The sequence below is a fragment of the Nocardia sp. NBC_01503 genome, assembly GCF_036327755.1.
GTDB lineage: Bacteria > Actinomycetota > Actinomycetes > Mycobacteriales > Mycobacteriaceae > Nocardia.
On record NZ_CP109596.1, the window covers coordinates 5,991,038 to 6,014,561 of the forward strand.

General features: G+C 69.6%; 2 protein-coding genes. Both read left to right on the forward strand.

Annotated features, from left to right (window positions below; all coding sequences use genetic code 11):
• The first annotated feature begins 134 nt into the window (after nt 1–134).
• On the forward strand, nt 135–23,291 hold the full coding sequence (locus OHB26_RS27320) for a non-ribosomal peptide synthase/polyketide synthase (RefSeq protein WP_330180111.1): 23,157 nt from the start codon (nt 135–137) through the stop codon (nt 23,289–23,291).
• Nucleotides 23,288–23,512: an MbtH family protein gene (locus OHB26_RS27325; RefSeq protein WP_330180112.1), complete on the forward strand. Its 225-nt coding sequence runs from the start codon at nt 23,288–23,290 to the stop codon at nt 23,510–23,512. The genes OHB26_RS27320 and OHB26_RS27325 overlap by 4 nt, the downstream gene beginning before the upstream one ends.
• The last annotated feature ends 12 nt before the right edge of the window (nt 23,513–23,524 follow it).

Here is a 23,524-nt window from a genome sequence, read left to right on the forward strand (position 1 = left end):
GTTCTCCAAAAGATTTCGCAATCTGACCAATCCGGCCGCCTGGTCTGGACGACTCCCTCTGGAGCTTTGCAGAAATGTTGCTGCATGCCCTAGGGGCACCGTCCATATCCTCTCTCGGCGATTGGAGTGTTTTGATGACCGCACTGACCTCGGAGCCCGCAGGTCGTGACGCATCGGACACCGTCTTCTCTTTTCCCTTGTCCGAAGCGCAAATTGGGATATGGAACGCGCAACATATCGCGCCTGACCGGCCGCTGACGGTCGCGCAGTACGTCGCGATCCACGGAGACTTCGATGTCGCGCGGCTGTCGCACGCCATGCGTCTGTGTGCTGATGATTTGCAGAGCCTTCGATTGCGCATTGTGGAGGTGGACGGAACCCCGCGTCAGCTGGTGGGACCGGACGAACCGGTCGATATCGCACGGCACGACTTCCGTTCCTGCGATGAGCCGCACGCGGCCGCCATGACCTGGATGCGTCGTGATGCCGCCGTCCCGATTCCGCTGCTCGGCGCGCGCCTGTTCAGCAGCGCGGTGCTGCGGACCGGCGAGAGCGAATACCTGTGGTACGCGAAGATGCACCACATCGCCATCGACGGGTACGGCGCGATGCTGCTCGTGGCGCGCATCGCCGAGCACTACAACGCGCTCACCGATGGCGTACCGCCGAGCCCGACGGCCGCGGGCGATCTGCACTCCATCTACGAATCCGAACGCGCCTATCGGAATTCGCCCGATTTCGCCGAGGACCAGCGGTACTGGCGCGGCCGCATGAATGCCATCGGCTCGATCTTCAGCCTCAGCGACCACTACGGTCCCGCCGAGACCGATCGCTGGATCGAGAGCGGTGTGCTGGATCCGGCCCGCAGCGCCGAACTCGATTCGGTCCGGGAACGATTCGGCGCCTCCCGCCCGGCCTTGCTGACCGCCGGTGTGGCCGCCTACCTGGCCGCGGTCACCGGCCGTACCGAGGTCACCCTCAGCCTGCCGGTGACCGCCCGCACCACTCCCGAACTGCGCATGTCGGCGGGGTACGTCTCCAATGTGGTACCCGTACGCGTCGAGATCGCCGCCGATACCACCGTGGCCGAACTGGTCGGCACGGTCGACCCGAGCATTCGCGACGCTCTGCGCCATCAGCGCTACCGGCACGAGGATATGCAGCGTGACCGGGGCGCGGCCGGAGCGCAACGCAGCTTGTTCGGCCCGGTCGTCAATATCATGCTGTTCCACAACGGCATTCGCTTCGGATCTGCCGACGCGACCATGCATCTGCTGTCCACCGGACCGGTGGAGGACCTCTCGGTCAATATCTACAACGGCGCCGGAGCCGGTGAGCTGCATATCGATTTCATCGGCAACCCGGCGCGCTACACCGTCGACGAGTTGCGCGCCCACCACCGCCGATTCCTGGACTACCTCGGCGAATTCCTCCGCACGGCACCGGAATCGAAGCTGGCGCAGGTGACCGTCATGGGTCCGGCGGAGCGGGAACTGGTGCTGCGGGAGTGGGCGCTGACCCCGGCGCAGGCCCGGCCCAGCCGGGATACGCTGGCCGATCTGTTCGACGCGACCGTCGCCGCGCACGCCACCGCCACCGCGGTGACATGCGCGGGGGTGGCGCTGAGCTACCGCGAGCTGGACGAGCGGGCCAATCGATTGGCCCGCACGCTGATCGGGCACGGTGTCGGCCCCGAAACGCTGGTGGCGGTGGCGCTGCCGCGCTCCCTGGATCTGGTGATCGCGCTGCTGGCCGTGGTGAAGACCGGTGGCGGCTATCTGCCGGTCGATCCGACCTATCCGGCGGACCGCATCGCCTACATGCTCAGCGATGCGCGCCCCGCCTGCGTGATCACGACCCCGGCCCTGGCGGCGGGATTCCCGGCCGGGCTGCCGCTCATCGATGTGGCGGCCGTCGACCCGGCCGGGAACGGCGCACCCATCACCGCCGCCGAGCGCATCGGCGTGCTCGCACCGGAGAATATCGCCTACGTCATCTACACCTCCGGCTCCACCGGCCGACCCAAGGGCGTGCAGATCCCGCATGCCAATGTGCTGACACTGTTCGGGAATGTCGCCGCCGCTTACGGATTCGACCACCGTGATGTGTGGACCCTGTTCCACTCCTACGCCTTCGACTTCTCGGTGTGGGAGTTGTGGGGCCCGCTGCTGTACGGCGGCACCCTGGTGGTCGTCGACTACGAGACCTCACGCTCGCCCGAGTTGTTCCTGACGCTGCTGCGGCGCGAGCGTGTGACGGTGCTCAACCAGACCCCCTCGGCCTTCTCCCAACTGGTGGCGGCCGACCGTATCGAGGCCGAGCTCGATCCGCTGGCGACGCCACTGTCGTTGCGCTACATCATCTTCGGTGGCGAGGAGCTGGAGCCGCGCCGGCTGGCCGACTGGTATCGGCGGCATGACGGCGCCGCCGCGCCGCGCCTGATCAATATGTACGGCATTACCGAGACCACCGTGCACGTCACCTACCGTGCCCTCGATCGCGCGGCGGCGGCCGCCGGTGGCGGCGGTATCGGCCGGGCGCTTCCGGGACTCGGAATTCTGTTGCTGGACAACCGATTGCGCCCCGCGCCCATCGGTGTCGGGGGCGAGATCTACGTCTGCGGTGAACAGCTCGCGCGCGGCTATCTCGGACAGCCCGCACTGACCGCGGCGCGCTTCGTGGCCGACCCCTACGGTGCGCCCGGTACGCGCCTGTACCGATCGGGTGACCTCGGCCGCTGGACCGCGGCCGGTGAGCTCGAATACCTGGGTCGCGCGGACGATCAGGTGAAGGTGCGCGGATTCCGTATCGAACTCGGTGAGATCGAGGCCGCGCTGCTGGCGCAGGAGCATATTCGCCAGGCCGCGGTGATCGTCCGGCACGGTGACTCCGGCGAGGCGGATATCGTCGCCTACGCGGTCACCGAACCCGGTGTCGCCCTGGATATCTCGCGACTGCGGACCGCGCTCGGGCAGCGGCTGCCGGAGTACATGGTGCCCGCGGCGTTCGTGGCGCTCGAGGCGATACCGCTGACGGCCAATGGCAAACTCGACCGGCGGGCCCTGCCCGCGCCGGTCGCGGTGACCGCCGCCTATCGGCCCCCGCACACCGCCGCCGAGCGGGCGGTGGCCGCGGTGCTGGCCGAGGTGCTCGAGGTCGCCCGCGTCGGCTTGGACGACGGGTTCTTCGCCCTGGGCGGCAACTCGTTGAGCGCGACCCGGGTGGCGGCGCGGATCGGTGCGGAACTCGGTGTGGCCGTACCGGTTCGGCTGGTGCTCGAGGAGGCCACGGTGGTGGGGCTGGCGGCCCGGGTGGCGGTGCTGCTGCCCGAATCCGCCGGTGCCGAACTGGTGGCGCGCCCGCGCCCGGCCCGCATTCCGCTCTCCCCGGCCCAGCAGCGCCTGTGGTTCATCAACCGTTTCGACTCGAACGCGTACACCTACAACATTCCGTTCGCGGTGCGCATGAGCGGCGAACTCGACTGCGGCGCATTGAGTTCGGCGGTCGCGGATCTCATCGCGCGGCATGAGCCGCTGCGCACGGTCTTCCCGGACAGCGCGGACGGTCCGCATCAGGTGATTCTGCCCGCCGCCGAGTTCAGCGCGGAGCTGTCACCGACCGAGGTGCCCGCGGCGCGGCTCGATGAGCACTTGCGCGCCTTCGCCTCTCGCGGTTTCGAGTTGACCGCCGAGACGGCGCTGCGGGTGGAGTTGCTGCGGACCGGCGACCGCGAACATGTGCTGGCCGTGGTGATTCACCACATCGCCGGTGACGGCTGGTCGCTGGCGCCCTTCTTCGCCGACCTGTCCCGGGCCTATGCGGCGCGTTCGATCGGGCACGCCCCCGACTGGACGCCGCTGCCGGTGCAGTACGCCGATTACAGCCTCTGGCAGACCGAGACGCTCGGCGATACCGCGGACCCGTCGAGTCCGGCCGCGGCACAACTGGATTACTGGCGGACCGCGCTCGCGGAGCTGCCCGATGAGCTGTCCCTGCCCTACGATCGGCCGCGCCCCCCGGTGCAGTCCTTCCGGGGCGCGAAGGTCGAGCTCGCGGTGGACGCGCGGGTGCACGCCGAGCTGCTGCGGGTGGCCCGCGCGGCCGACGCGACGCTGTTCATGGCGGTGCACTCGGCCTTCGCGGTACTGCTGGCCCGGCTGTCGGGCGGTCGCGATATCGCGGTCGGCACCCCCGTGGCCGGTCGCGGTGAGCAGGGGCTGGACGGATTGATCGGCATGTTCGTCAATACCGTGGTGTTCCGGGCCCGCCCGGACCTCGGTGAATCCTTCCACGCCCTGCTGGCCCGCCAGCGCGAGATCGACCTCGCGGCCTTCGCACACGCGCGGCTGCCGTTCGAGCGTCTGGTGGAGGAGCTGAATCCGGTTCGCTCCACCGCCCGGCACCCGCTGGTGCAGGTCGGCTTCTCCTTCCAGAACCTGGGCCGGATCGAGGTGGAGCTGCCCGGAATCACGGTGCGCGGCAGCGAGATCGAGACCGGCGTCGCCCAATTCGATCTGCAGCTGGTGCTCACCGATCACTATGACGAATCCGGTGCGCCTGCCGGTATCACGGGTCATTTCGTCTATGCCACCGATCTTTTCGATCAGGGGACGGTGGCCGGTTTCGCCGATCGCCTCAACCGTCTGCTCGCCGAGGTGGCCGCCGGTCCGGATCGGCCGATCGGCGATGCCGAGCTGCTCGAGCGGGGTGAGCGGCAGCGAATCCTGCACGGCTGGAACGACACCGGACATCCGGTGGACCCCCGCCAGACGCTGGCCGCGCTGTTCGCGGCGCAGGCCGCACGTACGCCTTCGGCGGTGGCACTGATCGCCGATGGTGCGCCCCAGCCGGTGACGCTGACCTACCGGGAATTCTCCGAGCGCGTCAATCGACTTGCCCGCCATCTGATCTCAGTCGGTGTCGGTCCGGAGGTCCGGGTCGCACTGGCCGTCCGCCGGTCGGTCGAATTGCTGGTCGGAATGTACGCGGTGACCGTCGCCGGTGGCGCCTATGTACCGATCGATCCCGATCAGCCCGCCGAACGCGTGGAGTACATCCTCGCCGCCGCGGCTCCCCGTTGCGTGCTGAGCACCTCCTCGGACGCGAAGGATCTACCGCGGACCTCGGTTCCGGTGCTCGAGATCGACGCACCGGCGCTGTCCGCGCTGCCGCCGTATCCGGTACTGGATCGCGAGCGGATCGCAACGCTGCGCCCGCAGCACACCGCCTATGTCATCTTCACCTCCGGATCCACCGGCCGCCCCAAGGGCGTAGCGGTGCCGCACCGCGCGGTGGTGAACCAATTGCTCTGGAAGCAGCAGACTTTCGGTCTGGACAGCGATGACACCGTGCTGTTGAAGACCGCCGCCACCTTCGACCTGTCGGTCTGGGAATTCTGGTCGGGAATGCTGGCCGGGGGTACGACCGTCATCGCCACCCCGGACGGGCATCGGGATCCGTCCTATCTGACCGCGCTGATTCGCGATCGCCGGGTATCGGTGCTGCATCTGGTGCCGTCCATGCTGACGGCCCTGACCACCGCCCCGCAGACCGAACTGCCCGCCACCCTCCGGTTGGTGCTCGCGATCGGTGAGGCATTGCCCGCGGCCATCGCCCAACGATTCCGCCGCGCGAATCCGCATACAGAGCTGTGGAATCTGTACGGTCCCACCGAGGCCGCGGTCTCGGTCACCGCGCATCGGGTGGACGAGATCGATACCGACACCGTGCCGATCGGCCGACCGGAGTGGAACTCTCGCGTCTACGTGCTCGATGCGCGGTTGCGGCCGGTGCCGGCCGGAGTGGTCGGTGATCTGTACCTGGCCGGAGTTCAGTTGGCGCACGGCTACATCGGCAGGGGCGGGCTGACGGCGGAGCGATTCATTCCCGACCCGTTCGCCCTGCGCGCGGGCGAGCGGATGTACCGCACCGGCGATCTCGCGGCGTGGAATGCCTCCGGCGAACTCGAGTACCACGGGCGCACCGACTTCCAGGTGAAGGTGCGCGGATTCCGGGTCGAGCTGGGCGATATCGAGGCCGCGCTGCTGGCCGAGCCGAGCGTCGAAACCGCGGTCGTGGTGGCGCATTCGGATGCGCATCGCGGCGATCAGCTGGTCGCCCACGTGGTTTCGGCGCCCGGATATACCGTCGACCCCGACGCGCTGCGCGCCCGGCTCGGTACGGTGCTGCCCGCCTATATGATTCCCGCCGCCGTCATGGTGCTGCCCGAACTGCCGATGACCGCCACCGGCAAGGTGGATCGCAGGGCACTGCCGGAGCCGGTATTCACCGCGGCCCGCTTCCGGGCGCCGGTCACCCCCGCCGAATGCGCGGTGGCCGAGGTCTTCTCGGAGGTGCTGGGCGGTACGCGAATCGGCCTCGACGACGACTTCTTCGCGCGCGGCGGCAACTCCCTGATGGCGACCAGGGTCGCCGGACGGCTGGGCCGTCTGCTGGGCACCCAGGTCGAAGTGCGGGCGCTGTTCGAGGCGCCGACGGTGGGTGCGCTGGCGCGCCTGCTGGAACGCTCCGCCGCCGGTGCGGCCCGTCCGGCGCTGATCGCGGGGCCGCGTCCGGAGCGGGTGGCCCTGTCCTCCGCACAGCGGCGACTGTGGTTCCTGAACCGTTTCGACACCGACTCCGGGGTATACAACATCGCGGCGCGTTTGAATCTGTCCGGGCCGCTGGATGTTCCGGCGCTGGAGCAGGCGCTGGCGGATGTGGTCACCCGGCACGAGGTGCTGCGTACCCTCTTCCCGGAGGACGCGCACGGCCCGCATCAGGTGGTGTTGCCACCGCATACGGTGGTCCCGTTCGTACAGCTGGAATCCGGTCCGGCGACCGTGGCTGCCGACGCCGCCGAGTTCGCCGCCGCCGGCTTCGATCTCACGGTCCAACCGCCGCTGCGCGCCGCGCTGCTGCGCCTGGCCGCGGACGAGCACGTACTGGTGGTGGTCGTCCATCACATCGCCGCCGACGGCTGGTCACTGACCCCGCTGGCCGCCGATCTGGTGACCGCGTACTCCGCACGCCGCCGGGGTGATTCGCCGCGGTGGTCCGCGCTGCCGGTGCAGTTCGCGGATTTCACTGTGTGGCAACAGGATCTGCTCGGCCGCGAGGACGATCCGCTCAGTCCGGCCGCGCGTCAACTCGCGTACTGGCGAGCACACCTCGCCGGACTGCCGGAGTGCCTGGAACTGCCGTCCGATCGGCCCCGCCCCGCGACCGCCTCCCAACGGGGTGCGAGCGTTCACGCCCGGCTGGACTCGAATCTGCATGCGGCACTCGTGAATATGGCGCAGCGCCACGGCGTGAGCCTGTTCATGGTGCTGCACGCGGCGCTGGCGAGCGTGCTGGCGCGGCTGGCCGCCACCGATGACGTGGCCATCGGCACCCCGGTCTCCGGCCGGATCGATCCCGCACTCGATGATCTGGTCGGCATGTTCGTGGGCACTCTGGTGCTGCGCACGGCCGTCGACACCGGAGCGTCCTTCACCCGACTGCTGCACGCGGTGCGCGAGACCGACCTGGACGCCTTCGCGAGCGCGGAGCTGCCCTTCGAGCGTCTCGTGGACGTGCTCGAGCCGGTCCGTTCGGCCGCGTATCACCCGCTGTTCCAGGTGATGCTCTCGGTGCACAACAGTGTGCCGGACGCTTTGGAGCTGGACGGATTGCGCTGCGCGACCACCGCATTGACCACCGATGCGGCACGGTGGGACCTGGAATTCACCCTCGTCGAATCGCATGGGGCGGAAGGCGATCCCGCGGGCGTCGAGCTGAATCTCACCTACGCCACCGATCTGTTCGAGCGGGCGAGCGCGGACAGCATTGTCGAGCGGTTCACCCGGGTGCTCACCGCGGTGGCCGCCGATCCCGAGGTGAAGGTCGGCGACCTCCCACTGCTGGCCCCCGCCGAACTCGCCGCGCTGGCACCGGTTTCGGGGCCCGGTTCGGCGTCGGTCGGCACCCTCGCCGATATCTTCCACGGCGCCGCCGCGGTCGATCCCACCGCGATCGCGGTGCGCTGCGGTGACCGCGAGCTGACCTATGCCGAACTCGACAGCCGTTCCAACCGCCTTGCCCGCCTGTTGATCGGGCATGGAGTCGGCCCGGAACATATTGTCGCCCTGGGTATTCCGCGCACCCTGGACTGGGTGTGCGCGACGGTCGCGGTCGCCAAGGCGGGTGCGGCCTTCCTGCCGATCGACCCCGCCTACCCGTCGGCGCGCAAACACCATATGGTGACCGACTCCGGTACCCGGATCGGGCTCACCATCGGTGCGCACCGCGCCGAATTGCCCGATGCGGGCGTGCACTGGCTGGTACTCGACGATGCGGAGACCGCCGCGGCCGTCGCGGCATTACCGGACGGTCCGGTCACCGACGCGGATCGGATCGCACCATCGCGTATCGCGCATACCGCGTACCTGATCTACACCTCCGGATCGACCGGAACGCCCAAGGGCGTGGCCGTCACCGCCGCCGGTCTGGCCAACTTCGCGCGGACCATGGCAGACCGCTTCGGTGTCGAATCTGGCGCGCGGACACTGCTTTTCGCCTCACCGAGCTTCGACGCATCGGTGCTCGAGCTGCTGCTCGCGTGGTGCGCGGGCGCCACCGTGGTGATCGTCCCGCCGCAGGTGTACGGCGGTGACGAATTGGCCGAACTGCTCGAACGCGAGCGCATCACGCACGCGTTCCTCACCCCGGCGGCGCTGGCCAGCCTGGACGCGGGCGCGCGGGCGTTGCCCGAGCTGCGGAGTCTGATCGTCGGCGGTGAGGCGGTCGGTCCCGAACTGCTCGAGCGCTGGGCGGTCGAGCACCGCGTGTTCAATGCCTACGGCCCCTCCGAGGCCACCATCGCGGTCGCTGTCTCGAATACCCTCGCACCGCACCGGCGAATCGTCCTGGGCGGACCGATCCGGGGTGCGGAACTGGTGGTGCTGGACAGCCGTCTGCGCCCGGTTCCGGTGGGTGTGGTCGGTGAGCTGTACATCGGCGGAGCCGCCCTGGCCCGCGGCTATATCGCCCGGCCCGGCCTGACCGCCGCGCGCTTCATCGCGGACCCGTTCGGTACCCCGGGCGAACGCCTGTACCGCACCGGCGATCTGGTGCGCTGGACCGGCGAGCGCGAACTGGTCTTCGTCGGTCGCGGCGATGATCAGGTGAAGGTGCGTGGCTTCCGTATCGAATTGGGTGAGATCACCGCGGTTGTCGCCGGACTCGACGGAGTTCGATTCGCGCACACCGAGGTTCGCCACGACGAGGCCGGCCGCGCGCACATCGTGAGCTATGTGCTCGGCACGGACGGCGAACTCGACACCAGGGCGCTGCGGGCGCTGGCCGCCGCCCGGCTGCCCGCCCATATGGTGCCCTCCGCGGTCGTACCGCTGGCGTCGATTCCTTTGTCGCCCAGCGGAAAACTGGACCGCCGAGCACTGCCCGCACCGGTGTGGGATCTCGGCACCGAGGGCCGCGAGCCGGCCACCCGCACCGAGGCCATGGTGGCCGCCGAGATGGCGCGCGTGCTCGGGCACGATCGGGTCTGCGCCGATCACAGCTTCTTCGATCTGGGTGGTAACTCACTCTCGGCCACCCAGTTGGTCTCCAGGATCGCCGCCGTCGGCGGGCACCGGCTCGCGGTTCGCGAGGTCTTCGAGCATCCGACGCCGGAGGGTCTGGCGCGGCTGCTGGACGCGGCCGCCGGTGCGGAGGCCGCGGATCGGCCGCGACTGGGCGCGCAGCCGCGACCCGCGCGCCTGCCGCTCTCCTCGGCGCAGCGGCGACTGTGGTTCCTCAATCAGCTCGACACCAGTTCGGGCGGTTACAACATCGCGATCGATGTTCGCCTGCGCGGCGCCCTGGACGAAGCCGCCCTGGCCGCCGCGCTCGCGGATGTGCTTGCCCGGCACGAGATTCTGCGCACCGTATACCCGCAGGACGAGCAGGGACCACACCAGGTGGTGCTCCCCGTCGACGAGGTGTCGTCGGTGCTGGAGCCGCTCAAATCCTCACCGCTCGAGGTCGCCCTGCATATCGAGGTCGCGGCCGCGGACGGCTTCGACCTCAGCACCCAGATTCCGCTGCGGGCGGTCCTGCTGCGCACCTGGGGTGAGGAGTACGCGCTGCTGCTGGTGGTGCACCACATCGCCATGGACGGCTCATCGCTGGCTCCGCTCGTCGCCGATCTCCAGACCGCCTATACCGCCCGCCTGGCCGGGCACGCCCCGGAGTGGACCGGATTGCCGGCGCAGTACGCGGACTTCGCGCTCTGGCAAGAGGAGCTGCTCGGCGATGAGAATGATCCGAACAGCCTTGCCGCACAACAGCTCGGGTACTGGCGCACGCGCCTGTCGGGTCTGCCGGACTGCATCGAACTGCCCGCGGATCGGCAACGTCCGGCCGTCGCGACCCTGCGTGGCGACTCGGTCCGGCTCCGGGTGGACACCGAATTGCACACCCGGGTAACGGCATTGGCTCGGAGCAACGGAGCCAGCGAGTTCATGGTGCTGCACGCCGCGCTGGCGGTACTGCTGGCGCGGCTCGGGGGCGGTACCGATATCGCGGTCGGGACCGCGGTCGGCGGCCGCGGCGAACCGGAGCTGGATCACCTGATCGGCGCGTTCGTCGGCACCGTGGTGCTGCGGACGGCCGTCGATGTGCGCACGCCCTTCGTCGAATTGCTGCGCGAGGTCCGCGATCAGGATCTGGACGCGTTCGCGCACAGCGATATTCCCTTCGAGCGACTGGTCGAGGTGCTCAATCCGGTGCGCACGACCGCGCATCATCCGCTGTTCCAGGTCAGTCTCTCCGTGGACGACTTCGCCTCGGTGTCACCGCGGCTGCCGGGCCTCGAGGTCGCGATCGGGCAGGTCGACTCCACGGTGGCGAAGTTCGATCTGCAATTCGCCTTCACCCCCGCGGCGGCGGGAGCCGGACTCGAGCTGTGCCTCACCTACGCCACCGATCTGTTCGACGCGGACACCGCGACCGAGCTGAGCCGCCGCTTCCTGCGCACGCTGGCCGCGGCCGTGGCCGAACCACGCACCGCCGTAGGCGATCTGGAGTTCATCACCGCGGCGGAGTCGCTGGCGCTGGCCCCGGTGCGGGGGCCCGTCGCCGATACCGTGCTCACCCTGCCGGAGCTTTTCGCCTCGGCGATGGCCGATCCCGATCACCCCGCGATGGTCACTCCGGGCCGGTCCATCACCTATCGCGAACTCGACGAATGGTCGAATCGCTTGGCGCGCACGCTGATCGCGCACGGTGCGGGTCCGGGCGAGATCGTCGCATTGGGCCTGGCCCGATCGGTGGAATCGGTGGTCGCCACGCTCGCGGTCGCCAAGACCGGCGCCGCCTACCTGCCGGTGGACGTTCGGCATCCGGCCGACCGCATCCGGCATATGCTCACCGACTCCGGTGTGCGCATGGGCCTGACCACCGCGACCGACCGGGAGCTGCTGCCCGCTGATCCGGCGGTGAGCTGGCGGCTGGTGGATGAGGTGGCGGTGGGCGAATCGGCTGCGCCGGTGACGGATTCGGATCGCTCACGGGCATTGTCCGTCGACGATGTCGCGTACGTCATCTACACCTCGGGCTCCACCGGTGTGCCCAAGGGCGTTGCCGTACCGCATCGTGGCCTGGCCGCGTTCGCCCTCGAACAGCGCGACCGCTACGGGCTGGACGCGCGGAGCCGGACCATGCACTTCGCCTCGCCCAGCTTCGACGCCTCGGTGCTGGAGTTGCTGCTGGCCTGGTGCTCCGGTGCGACCATGGTGGTGATCCCCGCCGAGGTGTACGGCGGCGACGAACTCGCGGTGCTGATGGAATTCGAGTCGGTGACGCACGCCTTCATCACCCCCGCGGCGCTGGCCAGTATCGATATCACCCGCTGGGAACTGCCGGAGCTGCGCGCCCTGGTGGTCGGCGGCGAGGCGGTCGGCGCGGATCTGGTCGCGAAATGGGCCGTGGGCCGGGCCATGTTCAATGCCTACGGACCCTCGGAAGCGACTGTCGCCCCGGTCATCTCGCACGCTCTCGCTCCGCGCGGGCAGGTGGTGCTCGGCCGCGCGATTCGAGGCGCCGCGCTGGCCGTGCTCGACACCAGGCTGCGGCCGGTGCCGGTGGGTGTGGCGGGTGAGCTGTATGTCGCGGGCGCGGGCCTGGCGCGCGGATACCTGGGCCGCGCCGATCTCACCGCGGCGCGCTTCGTGGCCAACCCGTTCGCGGCCGTGCCGGGGGAGCGGATGTACCGCACCGGTGATGTGGTGCGCTGGACCGCCGACGGCGATCTGGTCTTCGTCGGTCGCGATGACGACCAGGTGAAGATCCGTGGTTTCCGGATCGAGCTCGGTGAGATCAGCACGGTGATCGCGGGCATGGAGGGAATCCGCTTCGCGCACACCGAGATCCGGCATGATACGGCGGGGACACCGCGCATCGTCAGCTATGTCGTGCCCACCGGGTCGGCGGAGCCGGATGTGCGGGCGGTGCGCGCGGCGGCGGCGCGAGAGCTGCCGGGCTATATGGTGCCCACGGCCGTCGTCGCACTGGCGACGATCCCGCTCTCGCCCAGCGGAAAACTCGATCGGCGCGCACTGCCGGAGCCCGGCTGGGAACTCGGCGAGGGGCGGGAACCGCGCACTCCGAGTGAGATATTGGTGGCATCCGCCATGTCCGAGGTGATCGGGCAGGCACGGGTCTGCGCCGACCACGACTTCTTCGAACTCGGCGGCACCTCGCTCTCGGCGACCCGGCTGGTGGCGCTGCTCGCCGCCCGGACCGGCCGCCGGATCGGCGTGCGCGCGGTCTTCGAGCACCCCACCCCCGAGGAGCTGGCGCGCGTCGTGGACGAGCTGCTGGCACAGGATGATCCGGGCCTGCCGGACCTGTCCGCGGTGCGGCGTCCCGAGCGGATTCCGCTCTCGCCCGCCCAGCAGCGACTGTGGTTCCTCAATCGGTTCGACACCGATTCGGGCGCGTACAACATCCCGGTGGCGCTGCGCCTGCACGGTGCGCTCGATCCGATCGCGCTCGGTGCCGCCCTGCGCGATGTGATCGACCGGCACGAATCGCTCCGCACCGTCTTCCCGCGCGACGCCGACGGCCCGCACCAGCTCGTACTGCCGATGACGGCGAGCGCGGTCGAGGCGGGCCTCGCACTGCCGGTGGTCGAGCTGACCGCCGATCAGGTCGCTGATCGGTTGTGCGAGTCCGCCGCTCGCGGATTCGAGCTGGCGAGCGAACCGCCCGTGCGGGCGGAGTTGTTGCGCGTGGACGAGCGCGATCATGTGCTCGTGGTGGTGCTGCACCATATCGCCGCGGATGGTGGATCCGCGGTTCCGCTCGCCACGGATCTGGCGACCGCCTATGCCGCGCGCCGCGCGGGCCGGTCGCCCGAGTGGACCCAACTGCCGGTGCAGTACGCCGATTTCAGTGTCTGGCAACGCGAATTGCTCGGTGACGAGGACGCTGCCGACAGTCTCGCGGCGCGGCAGCTGCGGTACTGGACCCAGCGGCTGGCCGGTATTCCCGAATGCCTGGAACTGCCCACCGATCTGCCCCGCCCGACCCAGCGAACCCAGCGCGGTGCGACGGTCTCGACCCGACTGGACGGTGCGTCACACGCGGCGCTGTCGCGCCTGGCCCGTGATCACGATGCCAGTCTGTTCATGGTGCTGCACGCGGTGTCGGCGGTCCTGCTGGCGCGGTTGTCGGGCACCGGTGACGTCACCGTCGGCACCCCGATCTCCGGTCGCGCCGATGCCCGGCTGCACCCGCTGATCGGCATGTTCGCCGGTACGCTCGCCCTGCGGACCGAGGTCGATCGGGCCGCCTCGTTCAGCGAGTTGCTGGCGACGGTGCGCGATCACGACCTGGATGCCTTCGCGCACGCGGAGATTCCGTTCGAGCGGTTGGTCGAGGCCCTGGACCCGGTGCGCTCCACGGCGCACCATCCCCTGTTCCAGGTCATGCTGTCGGTGCAGGACGCCATGCCCGAACCGCCGCGACTGGACGGCGTGCGGGTGAGCGTCGAGGAGATCGCGCTCGAGATCGCCAAATTCGATCTGCACTTCACCTTCACCGAATTCCACAGTGCGCAGGGCGATCCGGACGGTATCGAAGTGCGCCTGACCTATGCGACCGATCTGTTCGAGCCCGAGACGGCGGAGCGGTTGAGTGCGCGGTTCGTGCGGCTGCTGTCCGGGGTGACCGGCCGACCGCACCTTCCGGTGGGCGATATCGAGCTGCTGTCGGCGTCCGAGCGCGCCGCCTTGGTTCCGGCACGCGGTGGGCAGGCGGCGGTTCCGGCCACCCTGCCGGAGGTGTTCACCGCGGCCGCCGTCGATCGCGAAGCCACTGCGCTGGTAGCGGATTCGGGCTCGCTGAGCTATGGCGAGCTCGATGATCGATCAAATCGGATCGCCCGAGCGCTCATCGCGCGTGGCGTCGGCCCGGGAGATGTCGTCGCGCTCGGCCTGCCGCGCTCGGCGGAGTCGGTGCTGGCCACGGTGGCGGTCGCCAAGACCGGCGCCACCTTCGTACCGATCGATATCCGCTATCCGGCCGAGCGGATCACCCATATGCTCGCCGACTCCGCTGCGCGACTGGGCATTACCACCGACGCCGATGCCGAGGCGCTGCCCGCATCGCTGAACCGCGTCACCCTCGCCGCGCTGGAGGAGTTCGAATCCGCCGCGCCGCTGGTGGATTCGGATCGGCGCCGCTGGCTGGGGATCGACGATATCGCCTACGTCATCTACACCTCCGGGTCCACCGGTGTGCCCAAGGGTGTGGCGGTCACCCATCGTGGTCTGGCCGGGTTCGCCGCCGAACTGCGTGCCCGCTACGGAGTCGACTCCTCCTGCCGGACACTGCATTTCGCGTCACCGAGCTTCGACGCCTCGGTGCTGGAACTGCTGTTCGCCTGGTGTGCGGGCGCGACCGTGATCATCGTGCCGCCCGATGTCTACGGCGGCGACGAACTCGCCGCGCTGCTGGATCGGGAGGGCGTGACGCACGCCTTCCTCACCCCGGCGGCGCTGGCCAGCATCGACGCCGGGCGGTGGCCGCTGCCGCGGCTGCGCTCGCTCACCGTGGGCGGTGAGGCGGTCGGCGCGGAGTTGGTGGCGCGCTGGGCCGCGGGTCGCGCCCTGCACGTCGGTTACGGGCCCACCGAGACGACCATCATGAGCGCGATCTCCCAACCGCTGCGCGCCGCCGATCAGGTGGTCCTGGGCGGCCCGATTCGCGGTACCGCCGTCGTGGTGCTCGATGAGCGGTTGCGACCGGTCCCGCCGGGTGTGGCCGGTGATCTCTACATCGCCGGTGAGGGTTTGGCGCGCGGCTACCATGCGCGGCCGGGGTTGACCGCGCATCGTTTCGTGGCCAATCCCTACGCGGCACTGCCGGGGGAGCGGCTGTACCGCACCGGCGATGTGGTGCGCTGGACGCGCGCCGCGGAGCTCGTCTTCGTCGGCCGCAGTGATGATCAGGTGAAGATTCGCGGCTTCCGCATCGAACTCGGCGAGATCACCGCGGTGATCGCCGCCGCCGAGGGAATCGGCTTCGCCCACACCGAGATCCGCGCGGACGCGGCGGGGCGTCCGGCCATCGTCTGCTTCGTCGTACCGCAGACGCCGGGTACACCGCTCGACCTCGCCCACCTGCGCGCCGTCGCGGCGGAGCGACTGCCCGCGCATATGGTGCCCGCGGTGTTCGTGCCGTTGGAGTCGATTCCCTTGTCGCCCAATGGAAAACTGGACCGGCGCGCGCTGCCCGAACCCGCTTGGGGCACGGTCGCGCGCGGACGCGCGCCACACACACCCAATGAGAGACTGGTAGCGACGGTGATGGCCGAGTTGCTCGGGCATGACGCGGTCTACGCCGACCAGGGCTTCTTCGATCTGGGCGGCAATTCGCTCTCGGCGACACAGCTGGTCGCGCGGATCGCCACGGCCAGTGGCTATCAGCTCCCGGTGCGCGCGATCTTCGAGCATCCGTCCCCGGCCGAACTGGCACGGCTGCTGGACGCCGAGTCCGGTGCGTCGGCAGTCGACCGCCCCGCGCTGACCGGCGGTTCGCGGCCCGCGCGCGTTCCGTTATCCCTTGCCCAGCAGCGACTCTGGTTCCTGAACCGCTTCGATCAGGGCGCGGCGACCTACAACATCCCGCTGGGTCTGCGCTTGGTCGGCAGCCTCGACGCCGACGCCATGCGGCAGGCGGTCCTGGATGTGGTCGCCCGCCACGAGATACTGCGGACCCTGTTCCCCGAGGACGCGGCGGGTCCGCATCAGGTGGTGCTGGACGAACCCGATGTGCCGTTCACGCGCATCGTCTCCAGTCCGCGCACGGTGGACGCCGATGCTTTCGAGGTGGCACAGGCGGGATTCGACCTGGCACTGGAGATTCCGATCCGCGCGACGCTGCTGCGCGTCGGGCTCGACGACCATGTGCTCGTCGTGGTGATCCATCACATCGCCGCCGACGGTTGGTCGCTGACACCGCTGGCCCGGGATCTCACCACGGCCTACGCGGCGCGCTGTGCGGGCGGTGCGCCGGGGTGGTCGGCACTGCCGGTGCAGTACGCGGATTTCAGTGTGTGGCAGCGGGAACTGCTGGGCAGCGAAGACGATCCGGAGAGCGTGACCGCCGCGCAGCTGAACTACTGGACGCGCTGCCTGGCGGATCTGCCGGAGTGCCTGGAACTCCCGACCGACCGACCGCGCCCGGTGGTGGCCTCGCATCGGGGCGCCACCACCTCGGTGCGTATCGACGCCGAAACCCATGCCCGCCTTGTAGATTCGGCGCGAACGCACGATGTCACCGTGTTCATGGTGTTGCACGCGGTGCTCGCGGTGCTCATCTCCCGCACCAGCGGCAGCGGTGATGTCGCGATCGGTACGGCGGTGGCCGGGCGCGGCGCCGCGGACCTGGACGAGCTGATCGGCATGTTCGTCGGCACCCTCGTACTGCGCACCCGGATCGATCCGGGCGCCAGCTTCGTCGAGGTGCTGGAGGCGGTGCGCGAATGCGATCTCGATGCCTTCGCGCACGCCGACCTGCCCTTCGAGCGACTGGTCGAGGTGCTCAATCCGGTCCGCTCGACCGCGCATCATCCGCTGTTCCAGGTCAGCCTGTCCTTGACCAATATGGGAACGCCCACGGTGCGGCTGCCCGAGGTCGCGGTGGAGGCGTTCCCCGTCGATCCCGGTCTGGCCAAGTGCGATCTGCAGTTCACCTTCACCGAAGCGCGGACCCCGCAGGGGGATCCGGACGGTGTCGAGATGTGCCTGGCCTACGCGACCGATCTGTTCGACACCGCGACCGCCGATCGGCTCGGTCGCCGCTTCGTACGCCTGCTCACGGCCGTACTGAGCGAACCGGCCCGGGCCGTCGGGGACGCGGATGTGCTGTCCGCCTGGGAGCGTTCGGTATTGGCCCCGGCGCGGGGTGCGCGGGCGGCGGCGTCGATCACCTTGCCGGAGCTGTTCGCGCGCGTCGTGGCACCGGATCACCCGGCGCTGGTCACCGACGCCGGGACACTGACCTACGGTGAGCTGGACGCGTGGTCGAATCGTTTGGCGCGCATGCTGATCCGGCACGGCGTCGGTCCGGGCGAGGTGGTCGCGCTGGGTCTGGCCAGGTCGGTGGAGTCGGTGGTGGGCACCCTGGCCATCGCCAAGACCGGTGCGGCGTTCCTGCCGGTCGATGTGCGCCATCCGATGGATCGGATCCGGCATATGCTCACCGATTCCGCGGTGCGCTTCGGTCTCACCGTGCCCGCGAATGCCGCGGCGTTGCCGACCGACCTCGGCATCGAATGGATGCGCGTCGACACGGACGAGGAGTTGGCCGCCACACCGCTGTCCGACCGCGAGCTCGCGCGCGCCCCGCGGCTGGACGATATCGCCTACGTCATCTACACCTCCGGGTCCACCGGCCTGCCCAAGGGCGTTGCCGTCACCCATCGGGGTCTGTTCAACTGCGCCGAGGTGCAACGCGATCTGTTCGACGTCCAGCGTGCCTCGCGGACACTGCATCTGGCCTCGCCGAGCTTCGACGTGGCGGTGCTCGAGTTGCTGCTGGCCTGGTCCGCGGGCGCGACGATGGTGATCGTGCCGATCGATGTGTACGGCGGCGATCCGCTGGCCGAACTGATCGATCGGCGCGGGGTGACCCATGTGGTGATCACCCCGGCCGCGCTGGCCAGTATGGACGCGGACCGCTGGCCGCTGCCCCGGGCGCGCACCATGGTGGTGGGTGGTGAGGCCTTCGATCGGGAGCTGGTCGAACAGTGGGGCCGAGATCGCGACCTGGTGAACGGGTACGGGCCGTCGGAGGCGACCATCGCCACCACCTTCTCCGACCCCATGCGCCCGGAGCGGCCGATCGTGCTGGGCCGCCCGATGCGCGGGGTGACCGCGGTGGTGCTCGACGCGCGCATGCGCCCGGTTCCGCCGGGTGTGATCGGCGAACTGTATGTCGGCGGAATCGGATTGGCGCAGGGCTATCACCGTCGGCCCGCGCTGACCTCCGAGCGGTTCGTGGCCAATCCCTTCGGTGACACCGGTGAGCGGATGTACCGCACCGGTGATCTGGTGCGCTGGAACGCCGAGGGCGAGTTGGTCTTCGCCGGCCGCGCCGACGACCAGGTCAAGGTGCGGGGCTTCCGCGTCGAACTGGGTGAGATCACCGCGACCATCGCGGCCTGCGAGGGAGTTCGCTTCGCGCACACCGAGGTTCGCGATGACGAGGCGGGCCGGGCGCATATCGTCTGCTATGTGGTGGCGCTGGACGGGCAGTCGCCCGCGGCTCGCGTACTGCATGATGTCGCCGCCCAGCGGCTCCCGGCGCATATGGTGCCCTCGGTCTTCGTCATGTTGGACTCGATTCCGCTCTCGCCCAACGGAAAACTGGATCGGCGAGCGCTGCCCGCACCGACCTGGACGGTCATCGACACCGGCCGGGCGCCGCGGACTCCCGCCGAGATACTGGTGGCCACGGCCATGGCCGAGGTGGTCGGCCGTGAGCGAATCTGCGCCGACCACAGCTTCTTCGACCTCGGCGGCAATTCGCTCTCGGCCATCCAGCTGGTGGGGCGGATCGCCGCGCTGTCGGGCTGCCGGCTCGAGGTGCGGGCCGTATTCGAGCATCCGACACCGGAGAAATTGGGCGCGGCCCTCGAGCGCGTGCTCGGTGCCGGGGGTTCGGACCGCCCCGCGCTGATCGCCGGTCCGCGTCCGGAGCGGGTGCCGCTCTCGGCGGCGCAGCAGCGCCTGTGGCTGCTCAACCGCTTCGATACCGCCTCTGGTGCGTACAACATCCCGTTGGTGTTGCGGTTGCGCGGTGATCTGGACGCCCCCGCCCTGCGGCAGGCGGTCGCGGATGTGGTCGCACGCCATGAGGCGCTGCGCACCGTATTCCCGTCGGATGCGGATGGGCCGCACCAGGTGGTGCTGGCGGTGGCGGATGCGGCATTGCCGGTGCCACTGCGCGATATCGCCGCCACCGCGGTGCGCGCCGTCATCGGCGAGTTCATCAGTCTGGGATTCGATGTGACACAGCAGATTCCGGTACGCGCCGAGGTGCTGCGGATCGCTCCGGACGAGCATGTGCTGGTTCTGGTCATGCACCACATCGCCGCCGACGGCGCCTCGGCCGCACCGCTCGCGGCGGATCTGGCGCTGGCCTATGCGGCGCGGCACGCCGGTGGTGCGCCCGAATGGGCCGCGCTGCCGGTGCAATACGCCGATTTCAGCCTCTGGCAGCATGCGGTGCTCGGCAGTGCCGATGATCCGCAGAGCCCGGCCGCCCGCCAGCTGGCGTACTGGACCGGCAAACTCGCCGACGCCCCGGACTGCCTCACCCTGCCCATGGATCGGCCGCGCCCGGCGGTCCCGTCCCAGCATGGCGCGTCGGTGTTCGCCCGGATCGACGCGGCGCTGCACGACGAGTTGATCGAACTGGCGCGCTGGCACGGTGTCAGCGTCTTCATGGTGTTGCACGCGGTGCTGGCGGTGCTGCTGGGCAGGCTCGGCGGCACCGAGGACGTCATCGTGGGCACCCCGATCGGTGGCCGGGTCGACCCGCAGCTCGACGCGCTGGTCGGAATGTTCGTCGGCACCCTGGTGCTGCGCACCCCGGTCACCGTCGGCGCTTCCTTCTCCGAACTGCTCGACGCGGTCCGCGAAACCGACCTGGATGCCTTCGCACACGCCGACATTCCGTTCGAGCGGCTGGTGGAGGCGCTGGATCCGACGCGTTCGGCCGCGCATCACCCGCTGTTCCAGGTGATGCTGTCGGTGCACAACACGGTGCCGGAACTGCCGCGACTGGCCGGGGTCACGGCCGTCGCCGAGGATCCGGAGTTCGAGGTGGCGAAGTTCGATCTGCAGTTCACCCTCACCGAATCCCATGCCGCGGACGGTGTTCCGGACGGCATCGGGCTGACCCTGACCTACGCCACCGACCTCTTCGACGCGGAGAGCGCCGAGCGTCTGTGTCAGCGCTACGTCCGGGTGCTCACCGCCGCGATCTCGGATCCGGCGACCGCCGTGGGCGATCTGGATCTGCTGGAACCACCGGAGCTTCGGGCGTTGCTGCCGGTCCGAGGTCCGGAATCGACAGCGCCGCAGACCTTCCCGGCACTGTTCGCCGCCGCGGCGGCCACCGCGCCGAGCACGGTCGCCATCTGTGATCGTGAGCTGCAGATGACCTACGACCAGCTCGATCGTGCCACCAACCGGTTGGCGCGAGTCCTGCTTTCGCACGGTGTGGGTCCGGAATCGTATGTAGCCCTTGGTATTCCGCGCTCATTGGAGTCGATTCGGGCCATGCTGGCGGTGCTCAAGACCGGTGCGGCGTTCGTCCCGGTGGATCCGGAGTACCCCGACCGGCGCAAGGAACATATGCTCACCGATTCCGGGGCGCGCATCGGTGTGACCGCCATGCGCTGCCGGGACAGGCTGCCGGAGGGGCCGCGGTGGTTGGTGCTCGACGATCCGGGCTTCCTCGGCGAGGTGCGGTCGCATTCGGACGCGCCACTGTCACCCGCCGAGCGGTGCGGGCAACCGCGCCTGGACAATCCGGCGTATCTGATCTACACCTCCGGATCCACCGGTGAGCCCAAGGGCGTGAGCGTCACCCACGCGGGTCTGGCCGACTTCACCTCCGAACTGCTCAACCGCGGTGGTGTCACCGGGCGTTCCCGGGTGCTGAACTTCGCCTCGCCGAGCTTCGATGCCACGATTCTCGAGATCCTGCTCGCGCTGGGATCCGCTGCCACGCTGGTGATCGCCGATACCCGGGTGTACGGCGGTGCGGACCTGCGGGAACTGCTGCGGGTCGAGCAGATCACCCATGCCTTCGTGACACCGGCGGCGCTGGCCACGGTCGAGCCGGATGCGCTCGACGACCTCGAGATGATCATGGTCGGCGGCGATCGCACCGGACCCGAACTCGTCGAACGCTGGACCGCGGGCGCGCCGTGGCGCACCATGCTCAATGCCTACGGTCCCTCCGAGGCGACCGTGGCGGCGGCGATCAGTTCGCCGCTGCGGGCCGGTGCGCCGGTGACCATCGGAGCTCCGCTGCGCGGCTTCGGTCTGATGGTGCTCGATGGCCGTCTGCGCCCGGTGCCGGTCGGGGTGCCCGGCGAATTGTATTTGGCAGGACACGCGCTGGCGCGTGGCTATCACCGCCGGCCCGCGCTGACCGCCGCGCGTTTCGTCGCCAATCCGGGTGGACGGCCCGGTGAGCGCATGTACCGGACCGGTGACCTGGTGCGCTGGCTGTCCCGGCCGAACGGTCTGGAGTTGGAGTACCTCGGCCGCGGCGACGACCAGGTGAAGATCCGTGGATTCCGTATCGAATTCGGCGAGATCGACGCCGCGTTCGTCGCGCATCCGGGGGTGCGGGCGGCGACCACCATCGGCCACGAGACGGCCAGCGGTGCGACCATTCTGGCCGCCTACGTCTGCTGTGTCACCGAGGCCGCGCCGACCGTGGCGGAACTGCGCCGGCACGTCGCCGCGCTGGTGCCGGGATATATGGTGCCGCAGGCGATCACGCTGCTGGAGACGCTGCCGCTGACCCCCGGCGGAAAGCTCGATCGGACCGCGTTGCCGGAGCCGGAACTGCTCGCCGCGAACAGCTTCCGTGCCCCGGCGAGCGCGGCCGAGGAGCTGGTGTGCGCCGCCTTCGCCGCCACCCTGGGCCTGGATCGGGTCGGCGCCGATGACGGCTTCTTCGAGCTCGGTGGAAACTCGCTGCTGGCAACACGATTGGTGGCGGCCATCCGGGAGCGCTGCGGTATCGATCTGCCCATGCAGGCGCTGTTCCTGGACCCCACCCCGGCGGGGATCGCCGCTCGGGTCATGGACCCGGCCACCGGCTCCCGGCTCGCGGTGGACGCGACCCTGCGCCCACTGCTGCCGCTGCGCGAGAACGGTTCGCTGCCACCGCTGTTCTGCGTGCATTCGGCCAGCGGTGTGGCGTGGACGTACACCGGGCTGCTCCCGCATATCGAGCCGGAGCGGCCGATGTACGGTCTGCAACTGCCGCACCTGAGCGAGGATGTCACCGATCTCGACACCGTCGAGGAGCTCGCCGAGCGCTATATTCGCGAGCTGCGGGGCGTACAACCGCACGGCCCCTATCACCTGCTGGGTTGGTCGCTGGGCGGCCTGATCGCCTACGAGATCGCCGTTCGGCTGCGGGCGGCGGGGGAGACGGTGGATCTGCTGGCACTGCTGGATAGTCGGGTGCTCGCCGACGAACCGCGGACCGCCGATCCCAGTGCGGGCGAACTGCTCGCCGCCCTGCTCGGCGACGCGGGTCTGGCGACGGCGGATGTCGATGCCGAACGCGCCGCCGAACTGCTGCGCGAGCGGCAGGGGCCGTTCGGTGCGCTCGATGCCGGGCATGTGGAACGGCTCTACGCGGGCTATCTCGCCGGGACCGGTATGGGCCATCGATTCCGGCCCGGTCGATACGACGGTGATCTGCTGTATTTCACCGCCACCGAGCCGGATTCACCGATAGCGGGACGGCCGCAACCTCCGATCGCGGGCGCGGACCCGTGGCGGGAGCTGGTCGGCGGCGATGTCCGCGAGTACTTCGTGTCCTGCTCGCATGTGGATATGGGCGCACCCCGCGCACTGGCCGAGATCGGTGCGGTGCTCCGAGATCACCTGGGCGAATCGGGTTGTCTCACAGCGGTTTCCCCTCTGGCCGGCTCCGACCGGAATCGGCTGCCTTCGCAGATGAACGACGGAAAGGACGGCGAATGAGCGACACCAATCCCTTCGACGACGAGGCGGGCCGGTTCGCGGTGCTCGTGAACTCCGAAGGCCAGCATTCCCTCTGGCCGGACTTCGCGCCGGTGCCGGACGGGTGGCAGTCGGTGCACGAGGGCGATCGATCGGACTGCCTCGAATACGTCGATCGGCACTGGACCGATATGCGGCCCAACAGCCTGATCGCCGCGATGGCGGGCGAACAGCCCGGCTAGCGCCGGAGCGAC